Origin of the sequence: Formosa agariphila KMM 3901, assembly GCF_000723205.1 — a bacterium.
GTDB classification, from domain to species: Bacteria; Bacteroidota; Bacteroidia; order Flavobacteriales; family Flavobacteriaceae; genus Formosa; species Formosa agariphila.
Genome location: NZ_HG315671.1, coordinates 4125543 through 4146402 on the forward strand (window position 1 = coordinate 4125543; position 20860 = coordinate 4146402).

Below are 20860 nucleotides of genomic sequence, written 5' to 3' on the forward strand. Positions count from 1 at the left end.
TAGATATAAGCTCTAATCGAAATAATTTCCGATTAAAAAAGTTATAAAATTAATTTAATGAAAATTCTTGTTTTATTTTATTCAGTTTGTTTGCTACACTTGCATCGTACTGCAAATCGCCAACACGTAATACAAATCCACCAATAATGTCTTCGTCTATTACGTTTTTAATCTCAACTGTTTTTCCAGTTAACTCTTTTAGTTTAGCTAATACTTTAACTTCTAAATCGCTAGTTAATGGCACAACAGTAGTTACTATTGCAATGTCTGTACCCGATAATTGTTCGAATAATATATTGTAAGTATTTGCAACGTCTTTAAAGATAGGTAACCTTTTGTTTTCAATTAAAATATCAATTAAGTTAACTGTTGCTGGCGTGATGTCTTTAAAAATTTCTAACAACGCCGACTTCTTTACAGAAGATTTTAGTACAGGACTTTCTAGCATATCGCCTAAGTCTTTACTATCTGCAATAGTTTTAGCAATTAAAGTCAAATCTGTATTTACAGCTTCTGCTGAATTACTTTCTTTTGCTAATTCTAAAACTGCTTTTGCGTAACGTATTGCTGCTCTTGATCCCGCCATGTTTAATTAGTTTAAAGTTTCTTTACCAAGTAAAGAATCTACCAATTCTAATTGCTTGTCTTTATTAGATAATTCTCCACGCACCACTTTTTCAGCGATTTCTATAGATAATTCTGCAACATGGTTTTTAATCTCAACCATAGCAGCTTTCTTTTCACCATCGATAGCATGTTTTGCAGCCTCAATCATGTTATCTGCTTGACTTTGTGCTTCTTCTTTAGCGTCTAGAATCATTTTATCTTTCATTTCACGAGCTTCTTTAAGCATAGTGTCACGTTCTACTCTAGCAGCGTTTAATAACTTTTCATTATCGGCTTGAAGATTTTGTAATTCTAATTTTGCTTTCTCAGCAGCATTTATAGCATCTGTAATACCATCTTCACGAGTTTGTAAAGACTCTAATATAGGTTTCCAAGCAAACTTTCCTAATAATACAATTAAGATTATAAGAATAACGGCTTGCATAATGAACAATCCTGGTGAAAAATCGTTTAATAACTGATCCATGTGTAACTAAATAAAAAGTTTTACTTCTGTTTTTGTTTAATTTAAAAACAGCTTCTGCAACCAACCGTTGCAGAATGCTGTTATTGCTTCTTTACTGAGAGGATTATTAACCTAAGATTAAAGCACCGAATGCTAAACCTTCTAATAATGCTCCAATAATAATCATTGCTGTTTGGATTTTTCCTGCTGCTTCTGGTTGACGAGCAATACTTTCCATTGCTTTTGAACCAATTTGACCTAATCCGATTCCTGCTCCGATTACGATTAATCCAGCTCCAATTAAATGTAACTCCATAGTAATTTGACTTATATATATATTAATTAAACAAATTCTTTTTAATGATGTTCGTGTTCTTCAACGGCCATACCGATAAATAAAGACGATAACATCGTGAAAATAAACGCTTGTAAAAATGCCACTAATATTTCTATTAGCATAATGAATAACGACAATGCAAGCGATACTCCTGTAGATACTACAGGACCGAAAGCTTCTTTTAATGTAATTGTTAAAGCAATTAAGCTCATAAGAACAAAGTGACCTGCGGTAATGTTAGCAAATAAACGTACTAATAATGAAAACGGTTTAATAATTAAAAACCCAATAAGCTCTATAACTGCTAATATTGGTCTTAATAAATATGGTACACCAGGCATCCATAATGTATGTGCCCAGAAATCTTTACTCCCACTTGTTAGATAAATAATTGCTGTAAATATTGCTAAACATGCCGTTACTGCAATTTGTCCTGTTACGTTAAAACCTAAAGGTGTTAAACCTAGTAAGTTTAAAATCCAGATAAAGAAAAACACCGATAATAAAAAAGGCATAAATTTCTTATACTTTTTCTCCCCAATATTTGGACGTGCCATATCGTCGCGCACATAAATTACTAATGGCTCAAGTACGCGTGCAAAACCTGTAGGAATAGGACCGTTTTTATAACCTCTAGCTAAAGCTGTAAATCCTAAAAACATTAGAAGCGCAGCTAACAACATTCCACACACACTTTTTGTAATAGAAAAATCTAAAACCCTATGTGCGTTTGTTGCGTGATGATGCTCATCAAAAGCAACCGTATTTGCTCCAGCATCTAATTCGTAAATTTTACCGTGAATTTTTGTAAGTTTAACTCCACCTTTATCGACAATTACAGAACCATCGTCGTTATGATGAAATTCAGATGACATAAAAGTTACTAAACCTTCAGAGGTCCAAAGTATAATAGGCAACGGTGCTCCAACATGCACACGTTCACCAGCATCATTTGTATAAGACCACAATGCAAAATCGTGAGAATCTTTTAAGTGATGCCCGATGTATTCCTTAATTTTATCAGGAGTATCTATCCTACTATCCCCTTCTTCATGATGTTGATTATCTTGATCTCCCCCTTTTGCGAAAGACGAGACAGAAGTCATCAATAAAACTAAAATTGCAATAAACTTGATAGATTGTTTTGCTACCATCATATTTTTAAAACTAATGAATTACGATCTCTAAAATTTTGTGCAAATGTAAACAATAATTTAAAAACCCAAACCCTTTTTTTACATATGTTTAAATAATAGTATCGAATTTATATTTTTATATAAAAAACTTCAACTATTTGCTATTTAGCAGTTTTGCAACCGCTGTTGCCTCGGCCGTTAAAAACAAAAATAGTGGTATTACCAATCCAAATTTATCTACTCGAGAGAGTTGCTCTTCCTCAAAAACAGTACTGTTAAAAATAAGCATAAACAAACCTAACTTAAGGAACATAAGCACTAAATAAGCATAACCTGCCTGATTTGGCACTGTACTAGCAACCGCTTCTAGAGCTGCGTAAATAATTACTGAGGCTATAGCATGATACAAATACACTTGCCATAACTCTAATGTTAATCCATCCGGTGCTAAATAGCTATGCAACCCAAACCCAACAGCAAACAATAAAAGTATGCATAGTGTAAAAATTAGAATTCTTTTAATCATTCTTTATCATTCTTAGTAATATTAAGCACTTGTTTTATAACAGAATACATGGCTATAAATACAGCAAATAATGTTACAATTTTAAAATATAGCTGATTTTGAGTTTCAAATTTCTGATCTAACCAATCCCCTAAAATACTTCCTAAATAAATGGTTAATCCCATTTGAATCGCCATAGTAGTAAATCTTACATACTTACTAAGCGGTTTTTTCTTTTGATTTCCCATTGTTTATTGTCTTTACAGCACTTTTCATAACACAAGTTACATCAAAACTCGCACCTGGATCTACTGCTAGTTTTCCAACCACAACATCGCCATCAATTTCTGCTGAAGCTTTTAAAGTTAAGGTTCCCGACAGTTGTAGTTTCCCAGAAAATTTACCTTCAAAATAAGCGTCTGTGCCTTCTAAAGTTCCTTTAATAGAACCCGTTTTACCAACAACAATCTTACCTGGTGTTTTAATATTTCCTTCAACTATTCCATCAATTCTAAACCCACCTTCACTGCTAATATCACCAACAATTTTGGTGCCGTGAGCAATAATGTTTTGGTTACTTGTATTTTCTAAATTTTGTTGTTTTTCCTTTTTGCTATCGTTAAACATAGTAATTAAATTTGGAGGACGTTATGATTTATTCTGACTTAAATATGAATCTAAATTTTTATGTATTTGAATAACCTGATAGTTATTTGACGAAATTACAAAGTATGGTTTTGTAATTCTATTTTTATCTTTCTTTTTAAACAAACCGTCGAAACCTTCGGCAATAACTAAATGGTCTACGCCATGAACTACTACAAAGGTTGTTGTTGGCGAATACACATCTTTAGATGTTGTAAATGAATAATACTGAAGTTTTTTAATTTGCGCATTCAATCTCTCTTCAAAAGCATCAATTTCTTCGTCTGAAGCATTAGCGAACTGAAATATAACACGGAATCGTTTTCCAGACTCATCATCTTCAAAACTACTATCGGCCATTCTTGGCAATACATCCCGAATTAATTCTTCTGCACGTTGTCCTTCGGGAAGATTAGGACACGATGTTGCTACCTCATTTAAGGACGATCTATATGTCTCGAACCCATACAATCGTCCCATTGCAGTGGCTTTTAGTAAAGCAAACTTAGCAACGATATCGTCTCCTTCAAAATCACGTATATTCTTATCGCAAAGTGTAATAACGTCTTGAAATTGCTGTGCATCGAATTTATCGTGAACCATTTTATAGATGGTTTCTGGACTATTTATATCTTCGGCTAACCCTTGATTTGGGTTACTTAGTATCTCGGCATAACGCGAATCTGAATGGTTTGTAATAATATCTTTTTTTACAATCTCTGCTTCTCCATGCTGACCCAGTAATTCATAATCTTTATATAAGTTATATTTTGCAGGAACAATTAAACGTTCTTCAGGATTGCTTTCTAATAGCGCTTGCAGTTTGCTTTTAGACAATTCGTAATCGCTAAATTTTTCTTTATAAATCACACCTAATTGAAAATAGGCATAGTTTCGTTCTTTAACAATACTATCTATTACTTTTTGTTCTGTAGGAATTTGATCTAAATAAAACTGTGGCTGAAAAATGTCGGCAGTCAAATCTAAGCCTTCTGCTGCCGAAACTCCTATTGGTCCGGTTGATGCTGAAAAATTCATATTCGACCAACGCCAATTATCTTCATTTTTTCTATCGCCCCAAATTTTCATAAATTCATTCTTACCGTAAGCTAGTGTTGTGGAATTATAAAAATAAAAAGTATTTGCATTTTTTGCAGCTTCGTCTCGACTTTGAAAAGCAGAGGCTTTAGTATCGACATTAAAACCATTATTAGAACTTAGCATGTCTTGCGCCCGAGCTTCAGCTTCCTGACGTTCGAATTCTAATTCGGCTTGAATTTTAAGCGTATCGGTATACGATTCAAAATAGGCTAAACGATCGGTCTCTGTTAAATTTACTAAATGTATAATACTATCGTCTACTTTCGAGATTTCTTCATAGTAAATAACATCTACCAAATTATCACGTTCGCGTTTAATTGTTCTATAAGGTTTAGAATCTACTTTAAGATTGGTTAACGTGCTATCGTAATAAGCTCCAGCAGATTTATACTCGGCATTATCGAAATAAAAATCTCCTAAAATTTTATAATTTCTTGCATTTAATTCTTTATCGCTTCGCTCTGTTCTTAAAGATTTATTGTAATAAGCAACACCTAAAGAATCGTTATTGGTGGCCAAATAATATTCTCCAACCTGATGATAAATACGCCCTAAATATGGACGATTTTCGCGATCTTCCTCTAACATAGATAACGTTTCGGCAAAGGCTAATTTATCTCCAGTTTCGTAATCGAAATTCTTTGCTTTCTCAACGTAAGCACCTATATAGTAGTCTCTAGGAATTTTTCGATGCATGTCTATAACACGATCAAAAGTAATATTTGCACTATCCTTATACCCTAAAGTATTATATAACTGACCTTTTATAAACAAATAGCGGCCACGCTCTTCGTTTTTTGTGGTAGACTCTGCAGCAACTTCTAAATAGGTTATGGCAGTATCTACAACTTTTATATTAAGATATGCTTGCGCTAAAGTAGATGTAGCATCTGCTAATTCTTGTCGGTCTAACTTTTCTAAACGCAATAACCGTTTTAAATTTTCTATAGCGAGTTCGTCGTTATCTAAACGCATATTGGTTTTCTCACGCCATACTCGAGCCACGTTAATTTTATCACTTAAAGCATATTTGTAAAGAATATAATTAAAGGCTTCTAAAGCAGGCACAAAACGTTGATCAAAATACCTAGACTTTCCTAACAGCAAATAAGCTTCGTCCATTTTAGGGTTTTTCTCTTTCCCTTTAATATTCATAGAATGCTTCTGAATGGCTTTTACTGCCTTTTCTTCAGACCTGGAAAAAGTTTCGTTTTTAGATTGACCAGGAAGCATAGCATCCTCTTCGAAATCTAAACGCTCTACAGGAAGAATATTCCAATAATCGTCTCGATACTCTTCATTAAGACGCGCACGACCATCTTCTAAGGCCATGTTACCGTTGTAAAGTGTATTATATTCTGTGGTCATTGCATGATAATTTCTACTAATAAATTTGTCCTTTTTCCGAGAACAATTCACCAATAGAAATACAGAAATACATGCTATAAAAATAACCTTAAAAGATGTTTTCAACGTTGGAGTATTTAATCAACTAAATAACTTTAAACTCTTGCTATTATTATGCAAAGCGGTAAAAATAAGCATCTTTTTCGATTAACCTATATATTTTAGATTGACTTTTAAACTTGAAGCTCGCTAGCAAAATAATCTCCTAACTCTTTAAGCGTTTCATTACTAGTTACTATATCTTTTACAATTTCACCTTTTTCTAACACAACAATACGTTCGCACACATCTGTAACATGCATTAAATCATGACTAGAAACAAGTACGGTTACGCCTTTTTGTTCGGCTAAGTCTTTAATGATTTTTTTAAGTCTAATTTGTGTTGTAGGATCTAAATTCGCGAAAGGCTCATCTAAAATAATCACTTCTGGATCTCCAATTAAAGCCGCTATAATTCCCACTTTTTTCTGATTTCCTTTACTTAAATCTCTTAAGTACTTTTTCTGATTAAGGATTTCGCCATGAAAAAAATCTTCAAATTGCCCAACAAGCGCATCAACATCTGCTTTATTCTGACCTCTAAGTTCGCCAATAAAGTAGAAATACTCTTCGGCAGTTAAATAGCCAATTAAAAAACTTTCGTCTATAAAAGACGACGTAAATGGTTTCCAATCTTCGGTTAAATTAACTTGGATATCATTACTTTTTATATGTCCAGTAGTTGGCTGAATTAAATCGAGTAACAAACTAAAATATGTTGTTTTACCAGCACCATTATTGCCTACTAAACCAAAACTTTGTCCTTTAGGAATTTCTAAATGCTCTATGTTTAAAACCTGATTAGAATTGTATTTTTTAGAAAGATTTGTTGTAATTATCATACTGTAATATTTTAGTTGTCTTGATCGAAAGCAGCGATCATTTTATATTTTGAATCTAAATATTTGTTGGTTATAAATTTCATTAGTTTTTCGTGAAAAATGATTCCTGTAATGCCTAAAAGAATTAAAACTAAACAGCCAATTTCGAAACCAAAAAACGAATTAAAGATGGCAAAAATCACCATAGGCAAAATAATTAACGGCAAACCTATAAGCCACTGCACAGCACCCGTGCCTTGAAAATTAAACGCAGCTCTTTGATTAAGATCTATTTTTTTTCGATTAAACGAACCTCCAATTAAAATAACATACGTATTTACACCAATATTATAAATGGCTGCGGCAAAATGCGCGAGTAGAACTTTCCATCCGAAATACACATAAGGTATACTCAATACAAATAGAATAATAACACTTAACGTCATTAATGTATATTTAGATTTTAGGTATTGTTTATACCTTAAATTCTGACTCATTAGCAACTTGTAATACCCACTATCCCAAGCAGGAATAAATTGTCCGAAATTGATAAGAAAAATACCGGTTACAAATATGCCCACAAACGCATAAAAATAAGGTTTGTCCTGATAATCGGGATTTGGATAAAATATTAAACCATAAAGTAACCCAAAGACCAACATCCAAACCGAAGATTTTGGTCGCTTATTACGCCAAAGTAATTTTAAATCTAACTGCATGAAAGGTGCAATATCTCCAAATTTCTTAGTCCAATCCAGGTTAGAAGCATTAACCTCCAGTGTTTTGGTCTGTAAAGAGCTATCTAAAAATAATTTATTTCGAAGTATTTTAAAATTGTAAACATACAAGCCAATTAAAATTAAAATAGGCACGATTATTAATAACGGATTATTAGTAATAGCTAGAATTCCGTTTGCTAATAGTTCAGAAATATTCAGAATTTCAAAATAATTTAAAGCATACAATCCACCCGAGAACAGGATAATTGGAAGAAAGGATAATTCTGTTTTAGAGGACAGACTTTCGATTATAAAATTCAAGAAATTATCTATTAATGTAATTACTATTATGGTAAACACCCAAATTACAATTGTAGAGGTATTATACCCTTTTGTAATTAGGGTTACACCAAAAGGAATAATAGCAAATAAGGGTAAAAAATTGAAAAATGATAAAGCCGATTTGCTCAATACAAAATTTACAATCTTTTTTCGTTTTATTGGAAGTGTAAGTAATGGCTTAACACTCATTACTGGTAATTTTTGAAAGAAAAAACGCATTACCAAATCTCCTAAAATCCAATAAAAAATAAAGCTATTAAAAACTACAAAAGGATCGCTTTCAGGGAACAGTTTTTTAAGCAGTGGATACATGGCAACTCCCAAAAACAAAAACATGACAATAAAATACAATGAAAAAAATATCATTATTAATTTAAGGCCTAGTGTTTTCCCGAAGCTTGCCGATCTAGTAAATTGTTTCCACTCCAGGTTCAAAAAGTGTTTAATCATAATTAAGATGGTTGGTTTGGTATGGTTTTTATATTGGTATGCGTAATTTAATAAATGTTACACGTAATATTTTTTATATTCTTCTTTTATGTACAATGTAATCTTTTTAGGTACAACAAATAAGGTAACGTAACACAAAATTAGCAGTGCTACCAAAGCTGAAGTTAGCACTAGTAATTTATATCCTGCAATACTGTTTTCAATATCTAAAATTCTTGGAAAAAACTGAATAACAACGCTTGCCAAACCAGCCATACCCCCTAATCGACCAAGAACATCTTCGTACAGCCATTTTTTACCAGTTTCTTTTTGCCTTTGTTTTACGGCCTTATTAATACGAAACACCTGAATTATATATATTAATACCAACAGACAAACTACAATAATTAAGGTATAATTAAAATAGGGTGTGTATCTTAAAATTAAATAGGTTGAGCACCATAAAGCCGTAGTAAATATAATTTTAGGAAGGGTAAAAAACTGCTTATAAATAGCCCAAACAGCACTCCAATAGTGTTTATTTAATGCTTTAGATTTAGCCCATAAAATATCTTGAAAACCATAAATTCCAAATCTTTTAAATGCGAGATTTAGAGCGTCACTAAAAGTACGCTGTGGATGTTCTTCCCACTGCGACTCAATATCATTTGCTAAATGATCTACGAGTTCTGTTTGCACATCGTAATGCTCGACAAAATGTTTACGCGTGAAGAGATACAACTCTTCTATTTGACCCTCAGAAACTTTCATGATTAGATTATTTTAGGATTAACCAATTGTTGCATGGTTTGTATATACCGCTCTAATTCCGATAATTTAGAGGCCGTTTCCTTCTCTCCAGCATCGGTTAATCTATAATACTTTCGCAATCTGTTATCTACTTTTACCATTTCAACTTTTAATAAACCTTCAGACTCTAACTTATGCAATGCTGGGTACAAAGCACCTTCAGTTATACTTAATTCTCCGTTAGTTAACGTTTTTACTTTTTGAGTAATTTCATAACCATACATGCTATCTGTCTCTTTTAAGAGTTTTAAAATGATAGTAGTAAGACTGCCTTTATATAAATTTGAATTTGCCATAACATCATAAATATATATAAATTATCACATACATAAGATTCCAATGTATTATTTTTTTTCTTAATTATATTTATAAACCTTTTAGCTTCACTAAATTTGTAAAAAATTACATCAATGGCATTTCATAAACTTGCAATACAAAATATAAATAAAGAAACAGAAGCAGCTGTAACTATTAGTTTCGATGTTCCTTCTTTTCTAAAAGATAAATTCAGCTTTAAAGCTGGGCAATACATTACTTTAAAAACCGAAATTAACGGTAACGAGGTGCGTAGAGACTACTCATTATGTTCATCTCCAAATAGCGGAGAATTACAGGTTGCTGTTAAAGCTGTAGAAGATGGATTATTCTCTAAATACGCAAATACAACACTAAAAGCAGGTGATAGCATTGAAGTTGCAGAACCAAACGGACGCTTTATATTTGAGCCAGATGCTTCTAAAACCAGAACTGTTGCTGCATTTGCCGCAGGTAGTGGTATTACACCTATTATGAGTATTGCGAAAACCATTTTAGAAGAAGAACCAAACAGTCACTTTGTCCTGATCTACGGAAATAAAACCCCTAAAGACACTATCTTTTTCAACGAGTTATTAGCGCTTCATAGCAAATACACCGAGCGTTTTTCTATACAAATGGTATTTAGTCAGTCGCAAGAAGACGACGCTATGTTTGGCCGAATTGAAAAAAGCACAGTGAATTTCTTATTGAAAAACACCTACAAACATTTAAAGATTGACACCTTTTATTTATGTGGACCAGAAGGCATGATTACCACGACAAAAGATGTGTTAAAAGATTTTGGTGTTGCTGAAGACGATATTAATTTCGAACTATTTACCACGCCAATTGCTACAGACGAAGAGGTTATTCCTGAAGCGGTAAGCGATGGTTCTACTGCTATAAAAATTATTGTAGACGATGAAGAAGTTGAATTTGTAATGTCGCAAAAACAATCGATTCTTGAAGCGGCAATTGCTAAAGAAGTAGATGCTCCGTATTCTTGTCAAGGTGGAATTTGCAGTAGTTGTATTGCACGCGTTACCGAAGGTTCGGCGACCATGAGACAAAACAATATATTAACAGAAAAAGAGTTAGCAGAAGGCTTAGTATTAACATGTCAAGCACATCCTACTACACCAACAATAGTTGTAGATTACGATGACGTTTAAATCACCGATATAATTTTATTGACAATGGTTTCCGGAGCAATCGTTCCGGAAGCTTTTTCATATCCTTCTGGAAATTTATTTCCGTAAATTGAAGTTGGAATTAGCGGAAATTTTACTCTATCGGCCGTTAAAGCATAATCATCTGGTTGATTAAATGGTGCAAAGCCTGCAAACGGATGCGTTACACCCCAAATGGTAATTACTTTTTTACCCAACATAGCTGCCATATGGCCATTTCCAGAATCCATAGACAACATTACATCTAAATTAGAGATAATATCTAATTCTTCATTAAAATTTAATTGTCCAGCAAGATTGATTACTGCATTGTATTTAGCTTGAAATCCGTTTAAAATTTCAACTTCCTTAGCACCACCTCCAAATAAGAATACTTTGTAATTTTTAGACAAGGTTTCAATAACAGTTTCCATCTGTTCTATCGGATACATTTTACTATCGTGAGCAGCAAACGGCGCAATACCAATCCATTTAGTGCCATGCCCACCCAATATAGCTTGCAATTTATCAGATAAAATTGATGGTTCTGGAAACGTGGGTTGAGATAAATCTATGGGAAAACCTAAATTATTAAAAACCTCAGCATAACGCGAAATAGTTGTTGGAAGTTGTTTAAAAACAGCTCCGCTTGTAAGCGCTTTCTTTTCACTTCTTCCTTTATCTATTTGAATAAAAGGCGTCCCTATAAAAAAAGCTTTCAGAATCTTAGAACGCAACACATTATGAATATCTGCAACAGCATCTATATTCTGTTTTTTAAGTGATTTCGAAAGTTTATACAATCCAAAAACACCTTTATGCACTCCATTTAAATCGGCCGGAACAATACTTACCGCATCTAAATCTCGAAAAAAGGGTTCAAAAAAAGGGCGCGTTAAAACGGTGACTTTTAAGTTTGGGTATTGTGAAGTTAATGCACGCAACACAGGTACAGACATAGCAACGTCTCCCATTGCCGAGAGACGTATAACTAATATATGATGTGTTTTTTTTGACACGAATTTAAAGAAAAAGTCTTCCTATTTTTGAGAACGTAACACAGGGTTAAGTTCGTCGTCGTTGTACATTTTCATTTGTTTATACACTTTCATGTATTTATCGCCAGAAGCGATGTCGTTCAATAAAGTATCTATAGCAGTCGATAAATCTACACGCTGTTCAAGAAGAATATCTAATTTCGTTTGGCAAGCTTTTCTATGAGCTTCAGAAGCATCTTCACGTGTAGCTTCTTCTTCCATATGATATACTTTTAAAGCCAAAATAGATAATCTATCTACACCCCAAGCTGGACTTTCGGTATTAATTGTAGCGTCTGCTTTTGGTGTCACAGCTTTGTATTCCTCTAAAAAATAACTATCGATGTACTCTACCATATCTGTACGATCTTGATTAGAAGCATCAATTTTACGTTTCAATGTTAAAGCAGCAACAGGATCAATTTGTGGGTCACGAATAATATCTTCATAATGCCATTGCACAGTATCTATCCAACATTTTCTGTATAATAGATGTGCTAATAAATCGTCTTCTTTGCTATACGGATTAGAAAATTCCTGATCTACAGTATTTATAACGTGATAGGTATTTATAACCTCCTGAAATATAGTATTTGCTTTAGTTGTAAACATGATTTTTATTTTAAAGTACAAACCTACATATATTTTTGTTAAACACCTTCATTTCACATTGTGTGCAGGTTCACGTTTAACAAAATTTTAAATAGACAATACAAACGTAAATATACTCTTAATTAATTAACTTTACCAGACACCATAAAAGAGAACCATGCAGATTCATAATTTATCTTTAGAAAACACTATTTTAAATGTATTTATGTCAGAGTTACGAGATAAAACCATTCAAACCGACAATATGCGCTTTAGACGAAACATTGAACGTATTGGTGAAATTTTAGCTTACGAACTCAGTAAATCACTTCAGTTTAAAAAACAAAGTGTAGAAACACCTTTAGATTCAACCACTGTGAATTTACCAGAGAATGATATTGTTATTTGTTCTATTCTTCGAGCAGGAATACCACTGCATAACGGTTTATTAAATTATTTTGATGCGGCAGAAAACGCATTTATTTCTGCATACAGACAGCATAAATCGTCTCCAGAAAGTTTTGAAATTGTAGTTGAATATTTAGCTTGTCCGTCTTTAGAAAACAAAACTTTAATATTAGCCGACCCTATGCTTGCCACCGGACAATCTATGGTTGCCACTTTTGAAGCTCTTAAACCTTTTGGAACACCTAAAGAAATTCATTTAGTTAGTGTTATTGGCGCACAGCAAGGCGTAGATTATGTTAATAATCATTTTAATGAAGATACACATTTATGGATTTCAACTATAGATGAAAAATTAAATGAAAAAGGCTATATCGTACCAGGACTTGGTGATGCTGGAGATTTATGTTTTGGCGAGAAACTCCAACAATAGTAAGCCAAATGGCACGAAAATTAAGAGTCCAAGAAAAAGTTCTTTAAACCACTTATCTTGGATTGTTTCTAGGTAATTGGTAATAATAACAGCCAAAGGTGCAAATAAAAACAAAAATTCTCCACCTTCTTTTTTAGGAGATAAAATCATGATACTAAACGCTATTAGCGCAGCAACTAACACGACTTTATAAGCGGGTTTAAAGTCGTTCTTTTTAGATTTAATGGTCCGAATATAAAACACAGAGGACCAAATTCCGAAAGAAATTAACAATGTAACTCCAATTATATACTGCAACGTATTGTAGGTATCGAACTCTAAACTTACACTAGGAAAAATATTTAAAGCTGTAAAAAAATCGTTGTATACAATTATAGAATACGACACACCTAATATAAAAACAGCAGCCACACCCACAATTGGAATAATCCATTCTTTTAAATTATTATTAGAATGGAAAAATAAAGCGGCATAAATAAGACATATAAATAAAATTGACCAGAAGTAAAATAAAGAAGCAATTGCAATCCAAAACGCGGCATCTAACAACTTCTTTTTTACATGAAGTTGCGAACGCAGACTTAAAATGCGTCTTAAAGCCAAAAGAATAAAAAAGTTAGCATACACAATGTTATCGTTTAACATTGTTTGAGGCAAAGCCATTAAAAATAAGGCATATAGCAGAATCTCATAACTGCTTTTCTGAGTTAATTTATTCTTACTCACCAAAAAATCTAGCACTAAAATAGAAGAAAAACTAGCCAAAAACACAAAGAAATATCTAACATAATGCGTAGATAAACCTGAGCCTTCTGCATACTTTAAATGCGCTATAAAAAATGTGGCTAAAGTAATTATAAAAACTACTAAAAAGTTTATTGGCTTAGATTTACTAAAAATACTTGTAATCATTAACTCTTTTTGTATTTTTGTTTGGTAAATATACCACACTATGAAAGATTTTTTTTACGCGATACAGGATTTATTTGTCAATGTATTGTTCGCTCCACTGGACGCTATTAGAGAACTTGAACTTACAAACTGGTTTGCAGCAAACGCACTATCTTGGGTTTTTATATTAATCGGTATGGGATTTTTCGTATACTGGATGCTTCAGCTAAAAAAGTTTAACGACAACAACGAAGAAGACAAAAGTATTTCTTCGCACTCTTTTCTATAAGTTCGATTTTTACAAATCGAACCCTATATCTTTACGATAATACATCTTATCGAAATGTAGTTTTTCTATATTTTGATAAGATTTTTTTATGGCTTCTTGATATGTATTTCCATAAGACGTCATTGCTAATACTCGACCGCCAGTAGTTACTACTTTTCCGTCTTTTAAATCTGCACCAGCATGAAAAGGAATGGAACCTTCAATATTTTCTAGACCTGTAATTTCTTTTCCTTTTTCGTAGGCTTCTGGATAGCCACCAGAAACAGTCATTACTGTAGTTGCAGCACGTTCGTCTATTTCTAAATCTATTTCATTTAAAGTACCATTTGCTACAGCTTGTAGTAATTCCACGAAATCATTTTTAAGTCTAGGTAAAACCACTTCGGTTTCTGGGTCTCCCATTCTTACGTTATATTCGATAACCATTGGGTCGTCTCCAACTTTTATTAAACCAATAAACACAAACCCTTTATATGGTAAATTATCTTTAATTAAACCTTCAATTGTAGGTTTTACGATACGTGTTTCAATTTTTTCTAAAAACTCATCTGTAGCAAAAGGCACTGGAGACACGGCTCCCATTCCACCTGTATTTAAACCGGTATCGCCTTCCCCAATACGTTTGTAATCTTTTGCAGTTGGCAATACTTTATAGTTGGTTCCATCGGTTAACACGAAACAACTTAACTCGATGCCGTCTAAGAATTCTTCAATCACCACTTTAGTGCTTGCTGCTCCAAATTTAGAATCGACTAACATCGCTTTTAATTCGTCTTTAGCTTCATCTAAATCACTTAAAATTAGTACACCTTTTCCGGCTGCTAGTCCATCAGCTTTTAATACATACGGTGCTGTTAAGGTTTCTAAAAACGCATACCCCTCTTCTACATTCGATTTATTAAAACTTTTGTAAGCAGCAGTTGGAATGTTATGTCTAAATAAAAATTCTTTAGCAAATTCCTTACTACCTTCTAATTCTGCAGCAGCTTTTTCTGGTCCGATAACAGCAACATGCTTTAATTTATCATCATTTAAGAAAAAATCATGAACCCCTTGTACTAAAGGATCTTCGGGCCCCACGACAACCATATCTATATTATTTTCTAAAACTAAGTTTTTAATAGCTTCAAAATCGGTTACACCTATTGCAACGTTCTCTGCGATAGCAGCAGTTCCCGAGTTACCCGGAGCTACAAAAAGTTTTTTACATAATGGACTTTGAGAAATTTTCCAAGCAAAAGTATGTTCTCTTCCGCCAGAACCTAGAATTAAAATTGTCATATTACTTATAGTTTGAAGCAAAAATAATTGCTTTTAAGCTTAAAAAATAATTATTTTACAAAAACATATACCACATCGTCTTTTGAAGATATTTAATCTTAGTTTACAATTTAATGGTTTCCCGCTAAAGGATGCAAAAGAGACGATTTCTAAAATTCAGAAATTAAGTGAAATTGAATTTGAAAACTATTTAAATTCAAGAAAAAAAGAGATCCTCCAACACCATTTAAATCACAATCCGTTTTACAATTCTTTCGGAAAGGATATAGATTTAAATAACTGGAATTCTGTTCCTGTTATGACGAAACGCGATTTACAGCAACCTCTAGAAAATCGTCTTTCAGAAGGTTATACGCTTAAAAATGTCTATATAAACAAAACATCTGGTTCTTCTGGAGATCCTTTTGTGTTTGCTAAAGATAAAACCTGTCACGCATTAACTTGGGCAGAGATACAAAATCGATTTGGTTGGTATGGTATCGATTTTAACAGCGCTTTACAAGCCCGCTTTTATGGAATTCCACTAGATAAATTTGGGTATTACAAAGAGCACCTAAAAGATAAACTAAGTAACCGCTACCGGTTTTCTATTTTCGATTTGAGTGATACTGCCTTAGAAAATTACCTAAACGTTTTTAAAACGAAACCGTTCGACTATATAAACGGCTACACTAGCGCCATTGTACAATTTGCTAAATATTTAAAATCGAAAAATCTTATTTTAAACACGGTGTGTCCCACTTTAAAATGCTGTGTGGTCACATCGGAAATGCTTTTTCCTGACGATAAACTACTTTTACAACATCAATTTGGAGTTCCAGTAATTAACGAATACGGCGCATCGGAATTAGATTTAATTGCCTTTCAGAACCCAGAAGATATTTGGCAAGCCAATAGCGACACGCTTTTTATTGAAGTTTTAGATGATAAAAATTTACCTTTACCCTACGGGCAAGAAGGACGAATTGTAATTACTTCTCTTTACAACAAAGCACATCCTTTTATTCGGTACGATTTAGGTGATATTGGAATTCTATCCAAAACCAGCACTTTACAAAAACCTGTTTTAGAAAAACTGCTGGGAAGAACAAATGATATGGCTATCTTGTCAAGCGGTAAACGCGCAGCGGGATTAACGTTTTATTACATTACAAAAGCTATTATTGAAGACGATGGCAATGTAAAAGAGTTTATTATTACCCAAGAAACCAAATCTACATTTAAGATAGATTACGTTGGAAATATGGAAATTTCTGAAGACAAACAACAGGCAATAATTTCAGAAATGAAACGCTACTTGGAAAGCGGACTAATTATACATTTTGAAAAGCATAAGGCTTTAAAACGTTCTAAAAGTGGCAAACTAAAGCAATTTAAGTCTTTGGTAAAATAATAAAAACATGAAAATAACTATAGTTGCAGGAGCACGACCAAATTTTATGAAAATAGCACCGATAATAGATGCTATTAACTTTAAAAAAAATGAAGGTATCGATATTGATTTCAGATTAGTACATACCGGCCAGCATTATGATAAAAATTTAAGTGACACGTTTTTCGAAGAATTAAATATTCCGTATCCAGATGCTAATCTAAATATTAAAAGCGGTACACAAGCAGAACAAACAGCAGGGATTATGATTGGTTTTGAAAAAGAATTAAATGATAATCCGTGTGATTTAGTTCTTGTTGTTGGCGATGTAACTTCAACTATGGCATGCACAATAGTAGCTAAAAAAGCAGGGATTAAGGTTGCGCATGTTGAAGCTGGGATTCGCTCTGGAGACATGAATATGCCAGAAGAAATTAACAGAATAGTTACGGATAGTCTAACAGATTATTTTTTCACTACATCTGAATATGCTAATGAAAATTTAAAAAATCTAGGCGTTCCTAAAAACAAGATTTACTACGTTGGAAATGTTATGATTGACACTTTAAGAAAACACGAAAACAGACTAAAACAGCCAAAAGTATGGACTAGTATTGGTTTAAAACATAAATCTTATTTTGTTTTAACGCTTCATAGACCTAGTAATGTAGATGAAACTGAATCTTTAAAAGAACTCATTACTAAAATTGTTACATTAAGCAATAACAAACCTATAGTTTTCCCCGTACATCCAAGAACTAAAAAAATGTTATCAGATTTAAATTTAAATTTTGATAACCTTCATTTTATTGAGCCTCTTGGTTATTTAGAATTTAATTTTTTAGTTAAAAATGCCTTTGCAGTTCTTACTGATTCTGGTGGAATTACAGAAGAAACTACAGTAATGCATGTTCCTTGTATAACATTAAGAGAAAATACCGAACGCCCTGAAACTTGCGATATAGGCACAAATTATCTAGCAGGAAATAACCCTAAAAAATTAGAAACAGGTTTTAAAAAGTTATTGTCTAATGAGTGGCCAGTTGGTGAGATTCCAAAATTTTGGGATGGAAACACAGCAAATCGCATAGTAAACCATCTCTTAGAAATTTAAAATTATTCATGAAAGATATTTTAATCATTACAAGCTACTATCCGCCAGAAATAGGTGCCGCTTCTAACAGAATTGCTCATTTAGCAGAAGGACTAAAAGATAAAAAATTTAATGTTTCTATATTAACACCTTTACCAAACTATCCTACTGGAAAAATTTTTAAAGCGTACAAAGGGCACTTTAAACTAACTACTATAGAAAAAGGTACTACAGTTAATAGATTATGGATTTATGCTAGTAATTCGAAAAACAAATTATTACGCTTAATAGCCATGTTTTCTTATAGTTTTAGTTTGTTATGGTTTTTTACTTTTAATAAAATACCTCAAAAAGTTATTGTACAGTCTCCTCCATTATTGGTTGCATTTACTTGCATGTTATTCCTAAAATCTAAAAAGCGAAAACTTATTTTAAACGTCAGTGATTTATGGCCTATTGCAGGTTTAGAATTGGGTGCTTTAAAAAAGAATTTCAGCTATAGCATTCTTGAAAAAATAGAACATTTCAATTATAAAAAAGCAGACTTAATTTTAGGTCAAAGTGAAGAAATATTAACACATGTTACCTCTATCTATCCTGATAAGGCTACTTTTTTATACAGAAATTATCCAGAGATTAAAAATGAAGATTTAAACTTTAAAGCTACTCCAGAGGGTAAAATAAAAATGGTTTATGCTGGGCTCTTGGGTATTGCCCAAGGTATTTATGAACTATGTAATCGTTTAAATTACGATTATATTGAATTTCATATTTATGGATCCGGCTCTGAACAAGAAAAAATTGAAAATTATATAACCAACAACCCGCAACTACCAATTACTTTTCATGGTCAGGTATCAAGAAACGAACTCCATGAAGTTTTAAAACAGTACGATATAACCATCATACCTTTATTAAATAGAATTTATGGATCTGTACCTTCTAAAATCTTTGAATACGCAAAATTAGGACTCCCTATGCTCTATTTTGGAGGTGGAGAAGGAGAAAATATTATTAGAAATAATAATTTAGGCTGGATTGCTAAGTCAGGTGATTATAACGACCTAAATCGAGTAATTAGCAGTATAGATAAACAAAACTTAAATACAGAGTTAAATAACGCTATTAAAACTATTGCTTATACACGTTTTGATCTAAAAAATCAATTAGATAATTTAGCACTAAAATTATCTAATTAATACGCTTTATCTTCACCTTTAAAGGCATTTATTAACGTTTGGAAAATGATTTTAAGGTCAAGTAATAACGACCAGTTTTCAACATAAAAAATATCGTATTTTACTCTATTTATAATATCCTTATCTGTTTCTACTTCTCCCCTAAAACCACTTACTTGAGCTAAACCTGTAATACCTGGTTTTACAAAGTGACGCACCATAAACTTATCAATTCGTTTGGCATACATGTGTGTATGACTTACCATATGTGGTCTAGGACCAACTACAGACATATCTCCAAAGAGTACATTATAAAATTGAGGCAGTTCATCAATACTTGTTTTTCTAATAAACTGTCCTACTTTAGTAATACGCTGATCTCCTTTTGTTGCCTGATACAAGTTTGCATTTGTATTTGGCATCATAGATCGAAATTTAAAACACTTAAATTCTCTGTAATTATAACCATTTCTAGACTGTTTAAAGAATACAGGACCTCTAGATTCTAATTTTATAATTATTCCCAAAAGTGGTGTTAACCAAGAGAGCACAAAAACAATTATGCATAAAGAAAATACAATATCGAATAACCTCTTAAGAAAATGATTTACACTTTCTTCTAAAGGAATATCACGAAGAGATAAAATAGGAATAAAATCGTAGTATTCGTACTTCAACTTTTTAGAATAAATTTCTTTATTATCTGGTAAAAATTTTAATATTTTTAGGTTGTTATCTGCAAAATTAACGATATTAAAAATCTGACTATTAGACAACTCTGTAATAGAACAATATATTTCATCTATATTATTCTTTTTAATATATTCTAAGCAGTCTTCTAATGATTCTTGAGATTTATCTTTTAAATTAAACACCTTTTTAAGATCATAACCGTATTCTGGGTTGTTTTTAAAAAAACCTTCTAAAGCATTGGTCTGTCTGTTTTTACCAACAATGACCGTCTTCCTTAAATTTCCACCAAATGAAGCTCTATATTTTTGAAGCAAATAATAAACTGTAAATTTTGCTACTCCAATAACAAAAAAGACATAAAAGATATACTTTAAAACTAGAATAGAATTTATATTTAAAGAATGTCTAAATCCAAAATAAGCAAAGACTATTAGTGTGAATAATAGTGCCTGTTTAAACAAAAGTGCTGCAATAGTAACTGGTCTTGTAAAACGGTACACTTCGTAAAATTTCGAGTAAATGGATAAAATAATCCAAGTAGTTGAAACTAAACCAATAAATAAATAAGGATTAACTTTTGGGAAGAAAAACAGTAAAGCCATCCCATTTATTATAAATAAATCGATAGCGTAAGAAATAGGTCTTAAATACCCTGAATATCTACCTTGTTTGTGTGTCCTCACCTATTAATTTAATTTTACTAAAAAAGATTATTGCCATGTTTACAGCTCAGGTGCAAAAATAGAAAAGAAAGGGGATTATAGAAGC

23 protein-coding genes are annotated in these 20860 nt (G+C 32.3%); 6 read left to right on the forward strand and 17 right to left on the reverse strand.

Features of this window, described 5'->3' with window-relative positions:
* Positions 1-49: 49 nt before the first annotated feature.
* The 12 genes from atpH to BN863_RS17460 form a co-directional block, all read right to left on the reverse strand.
* Positions 50-586: an ATP synthase F1 subunit delta gene (gene atpH / locus BN863_RS17405; RefSeq protein ID WP_038532752.1), complete on the reverse strand. Its 537-nt coding sequence runs from the start codon at positions 584-586 to the stop codon at positions 50-52.
* 6 nt (positions 587-592) lie between these two features.
* The gene (locus tag BN863_RS17410) at positions 593-1093 is read right to left on the reverse strand and encodes a F0F1 ATP synthase subunit B (protein ID WP_038532754.1); all 501 of its coding nucleotides are present in this window, start codon (positions 1091-1093) and stop codon (positions 593-595) included.
* A 106-nt stretch (positions 1094-1199) separates the two neighbouring features.
* On the reverse strand, positions 1200-1388 hold the full coding sequence (gene atpE / locus BN863_RS17415) for an ATP synthase F0 subunit C (RefSeq protein ID WP_038532756.1): 189 nt from the start codon (positions 1386-1388) through the stop codon (positions 1200-1202).
* A gap of 41 nt (positions 1389-1429) precedes the next feature.
* Positions 1430-2566 carry a F0F1 ATP synthase subunit A gene (gene atpB / locus BN863_RS17420; protein WP_038532758.1) on the reverse strand — a complete coding sequence of 379 codons (1137 nt, stop codon included), beginning with the start codon at positions 2564-2566 and terminating at the stop codon, positions 1430-1432.
* A gap of 133 nt (positions 2567-2699) precedes the next feature.
* Positions 2700-3071 (reverse strand): DUF6168 family protein, encoded by a 372-nt coding sequence (locus BN863_RS17425; RefSeq protein ID WP_148304644.1) that lies wholly within the window; start codon positions 3069-3071, stop codon positions 2700-2702.
* Positions 3068-3298, reverse strand: coding sequence for an AtpZ/AtpI family protein (locus BN863_RS17430; RefSeq protein ID WP_038532759.1), 231 nt, complete (start codon positions 3296-3298; stop codon positions 3068-3070). The genes BN863_RS17425 and BN863_RS17430 overlap by 4 nt, the downstream gene beginning before the upstream one ends.
* Positions 3270-3677 (reverse strand): bactofilin family protein, encoded by a 408-nt coding sequence (locus BN863_RS17435; protein WP_038532761.1) that lies wholly within the window; start codon positions 3675-3677, stop codon positions 3270-3272. Before BN863_RS17435 ends, BN863_RS17430 begins: the two co-directional genes overlap by 29 nt.
* Before the next feature lie 21 nt (positions 3678-3698).
* Positions 3699-6215 (reverse strand): type IX secretion system periplasmic lipoprotein PorW/SprE, encoded by a 2517-nt coding sequence (gene porW, locus BN863_RS17440; protein ID WP_449404105.1) that lies wholly within the window; start codon positions 6213-6215, stop codon positions 3699-3701.
* Between the two features lie 161 nt (positions 6216-6376).
* The gene (locus tag BN863_RS17445; RefSeq protein ID WP_038532763.1) at positions 6377-7084 is read right to left on the reverse strand and encodes an ABC transporter ATP-binding protein; all 708 of its coding nucleotides are present in this window, start codon (positions 7082-7084) and stop codon (positions 6377-6379) included.
* An 11-nt stretch (positions 7085-7095) separates the two neighbouring features.
* Positions 7096-8574 carry a DUF5687 family protein gene (locus BN863_RS17450; RefSeq protein WP_038532765.1) on the reverse strand — a complete coding sequence of 493 codons (1479 nt, stop codon included), beginning with the start codon at positions 8572-8574 and terminating at the stop codon, positions 7096-7098.
* A 57-nt stretch (positions 8575-8631) separates the two neighbouring features.
* Positions 8632-9324: a hypothetical protein gene (locus BN863_RS17455; protein WP_038532767.1), complete on the reverse strand. Its 693-nt coding sequence runs from the start codon at positions 9322-9324 to the stop codon at positions 8632-8634.
* 2 nt (positions 9325-9326) lie between these two features.
* Positions 9327-9659: a PadR family transcriptional regulator gene (locus BN863_RS17460; RefSeq protein WP_038532769.1), complete on the reverse strand. Its 333-nt coding sequence runs from the start codon at positions 9657-9659 to the stop codon at positions 9327-9329.
* A gap of 114 nt (positions 9660-9773) precedes the next feature.
* Here BN863_RS17460 and BN863_RS17465 point away from each other — a divergent pair, with 114 nt between their 5' ends.
* Complete coding sequence (locus BN863_RS17465; RefSeq protein WP_038532772.1) at positions 9774-10832, forward strand: ferredoxin--NADP reductase; 1059 nt, start codon at positions 9774-9776, stop codon at positions 10830-10832.
* On the opposite strand, the gene BN863_RS17470 is transcribed toward BN863_RS17465, so the two are convergent.
* On the reverse strand, positions 10829-11848 hold the full coding sequence (locus tag BN863_RS17470; RefSeq protein WP_316930368.1) for a glycosyltransferase family 9 protein: 1020 nt from the start codon (positions 11846-11848) through the stop codon (positions 10829-10831). The two genes, BN863_RS17465 and BN863_RS17470, sit on opposite strands and share 4 nt — an antisense overlap.
* A gap of 21 nt (positions 11849-11869) precedes the next feature.
* Positions 11870-12478 carry a DUF4254 domain-containing protein gene (locus BN863_RS17475; RefSeq protein ID WP_038532776.1) on the reverse strand — a complete coding sequence of 203 codons (609 nt, stop codon included), beginning with the start codon at positions 12476-12478 and terminating at the stop codon, positions 11870-11872.
* 157 nt (positions 12479-12635) lie between these two features.
* Between BN863_RS17475 and upp the strand changes: the two genes are divergently transcribed.
* Positions 12636-13295: a uracil phosphoribosyltransferase gene (gene upp / locus BN863_RS17480; RefSeq protein WP_038532778.1), complete on the forward strand. Its 660-nt coding sequence runs from the start codon at positions 12636-12638 to the stop codon at positions 13293-13295.
* Here upp and BN863_RS17485 read toward each other — a convergent pair.
* Positions 13266-14207 carry a DUF6427 family protein gene (locus BN863_RS17485; RefSeq protein WP_038532780.1) on the reverse strand — a complete coding sequence of 314 codons (942 nt, stop codon included), beginning with the start codon at positions 14205-14207 and terminating at the stop codon, positions 13266-13268. The two genes, upp and BN863_RS17485, sit on opposite strands and share 30 nt — an antisense overlap.
* Before the next feature lie 40 nt (positions 14208-14247).
* Here BN863_RS17485 and BN863_RS17490 point away from each other — a divergent pair, with 40 nt between their 5' ends.
* The gene (locus tag BN863_RS17490) at positions 14248-14475 is read left to right on the forward strand and encodes a DUF6341 family protein (protein ID WP_038532782.1); all 228 of its coding nucleotides are present in this window, start codon (positions 14248-14250) and stop codon (positions 14473-14475) included.
* Between the two features lie 9 nt (positions 14476-14484).
* On the opposite strand, the gene purD is transcribed toward BN863_RS17490, so the two are convergent.
* Positions 14485-15756 carry a phosphoribosylamine--glycine ligase gene (purD, locus tag BN863_RS17495; protein WP_038532784.1) on the reverse strand — a complete coding sequence of 424 codons (1272 nt, stop codon included), beginning with the start codon at positions 15754-15756 and terminating at the stop codon, positions 14485-14487.
* Between the two features lie 82 nt (positions 15757-15838).
* Between purD and BN863_RS17500 the strand changes: the two genes are divergently transcribed.
* Genes BN863_RS17500 through BN863_RS17510 form a run of 3 tightly spaced genes read left to right on the forward strand, consistent with a single transcriptional unit; the run spans position 15839 to position 19420 of the window.
* Positions 15839-17149, forward strand: a complete 1311-nt coding sequence (locus BN863_RS17500) for a phenylacetate--CoA ligase family protein (RefSeq protein ID WP_038532786.1) — start codon at positions 15839-15841, stop codon at positions 17147-17149.
* A gap of 7 nt (positions 17150-17156) precedes the next feature.
* Positions 17157-18242, forward strand: a complete 1086-nt coding sequence (gene wecB, locus BN863_RS17505; RefSeq protein ID WP_038532788.1) for a non-hydrolyzing UDP-N-acetylglucosamine 2-epimerase — start codon at positions 17157-17159, stop codon at positions 18240-18242.
* 8 nt (positions 18243-18250) lie between these two features.
* Positions 18251-19420 (forward strand): glycosyltransferase family 4 protein, encoded by a 1170-nt coding sequence (locus BN863_RS17510; protein WP_038532791.1) that lies wholly within the window; start codon positions 18251-18253, stop codon positions 19418-19420.
* On the opposite strand, the gene BN863_RS17515 is transcribed toward BN863_RS17510, so the two are convergent.
* The gene (locus BN863_RS17515; protein ID WP_038532793.1) at positions 19417-20775 is read right to left on the reverse strand and encodes an undecaprenyl-phosphate glucose phosphotransferase; all 1359 of its coding nucleotides are present in this window, start codon (positions 20773-20775) and stop codon (positions 19417-19419) included. The two genes, BN863_RS17510 and BN863_RS17515, sit on opposite strands and share 4 nt — an antisense overlap.
* Positions 20776-20860 lie beyond the last annotated feature (85 nt).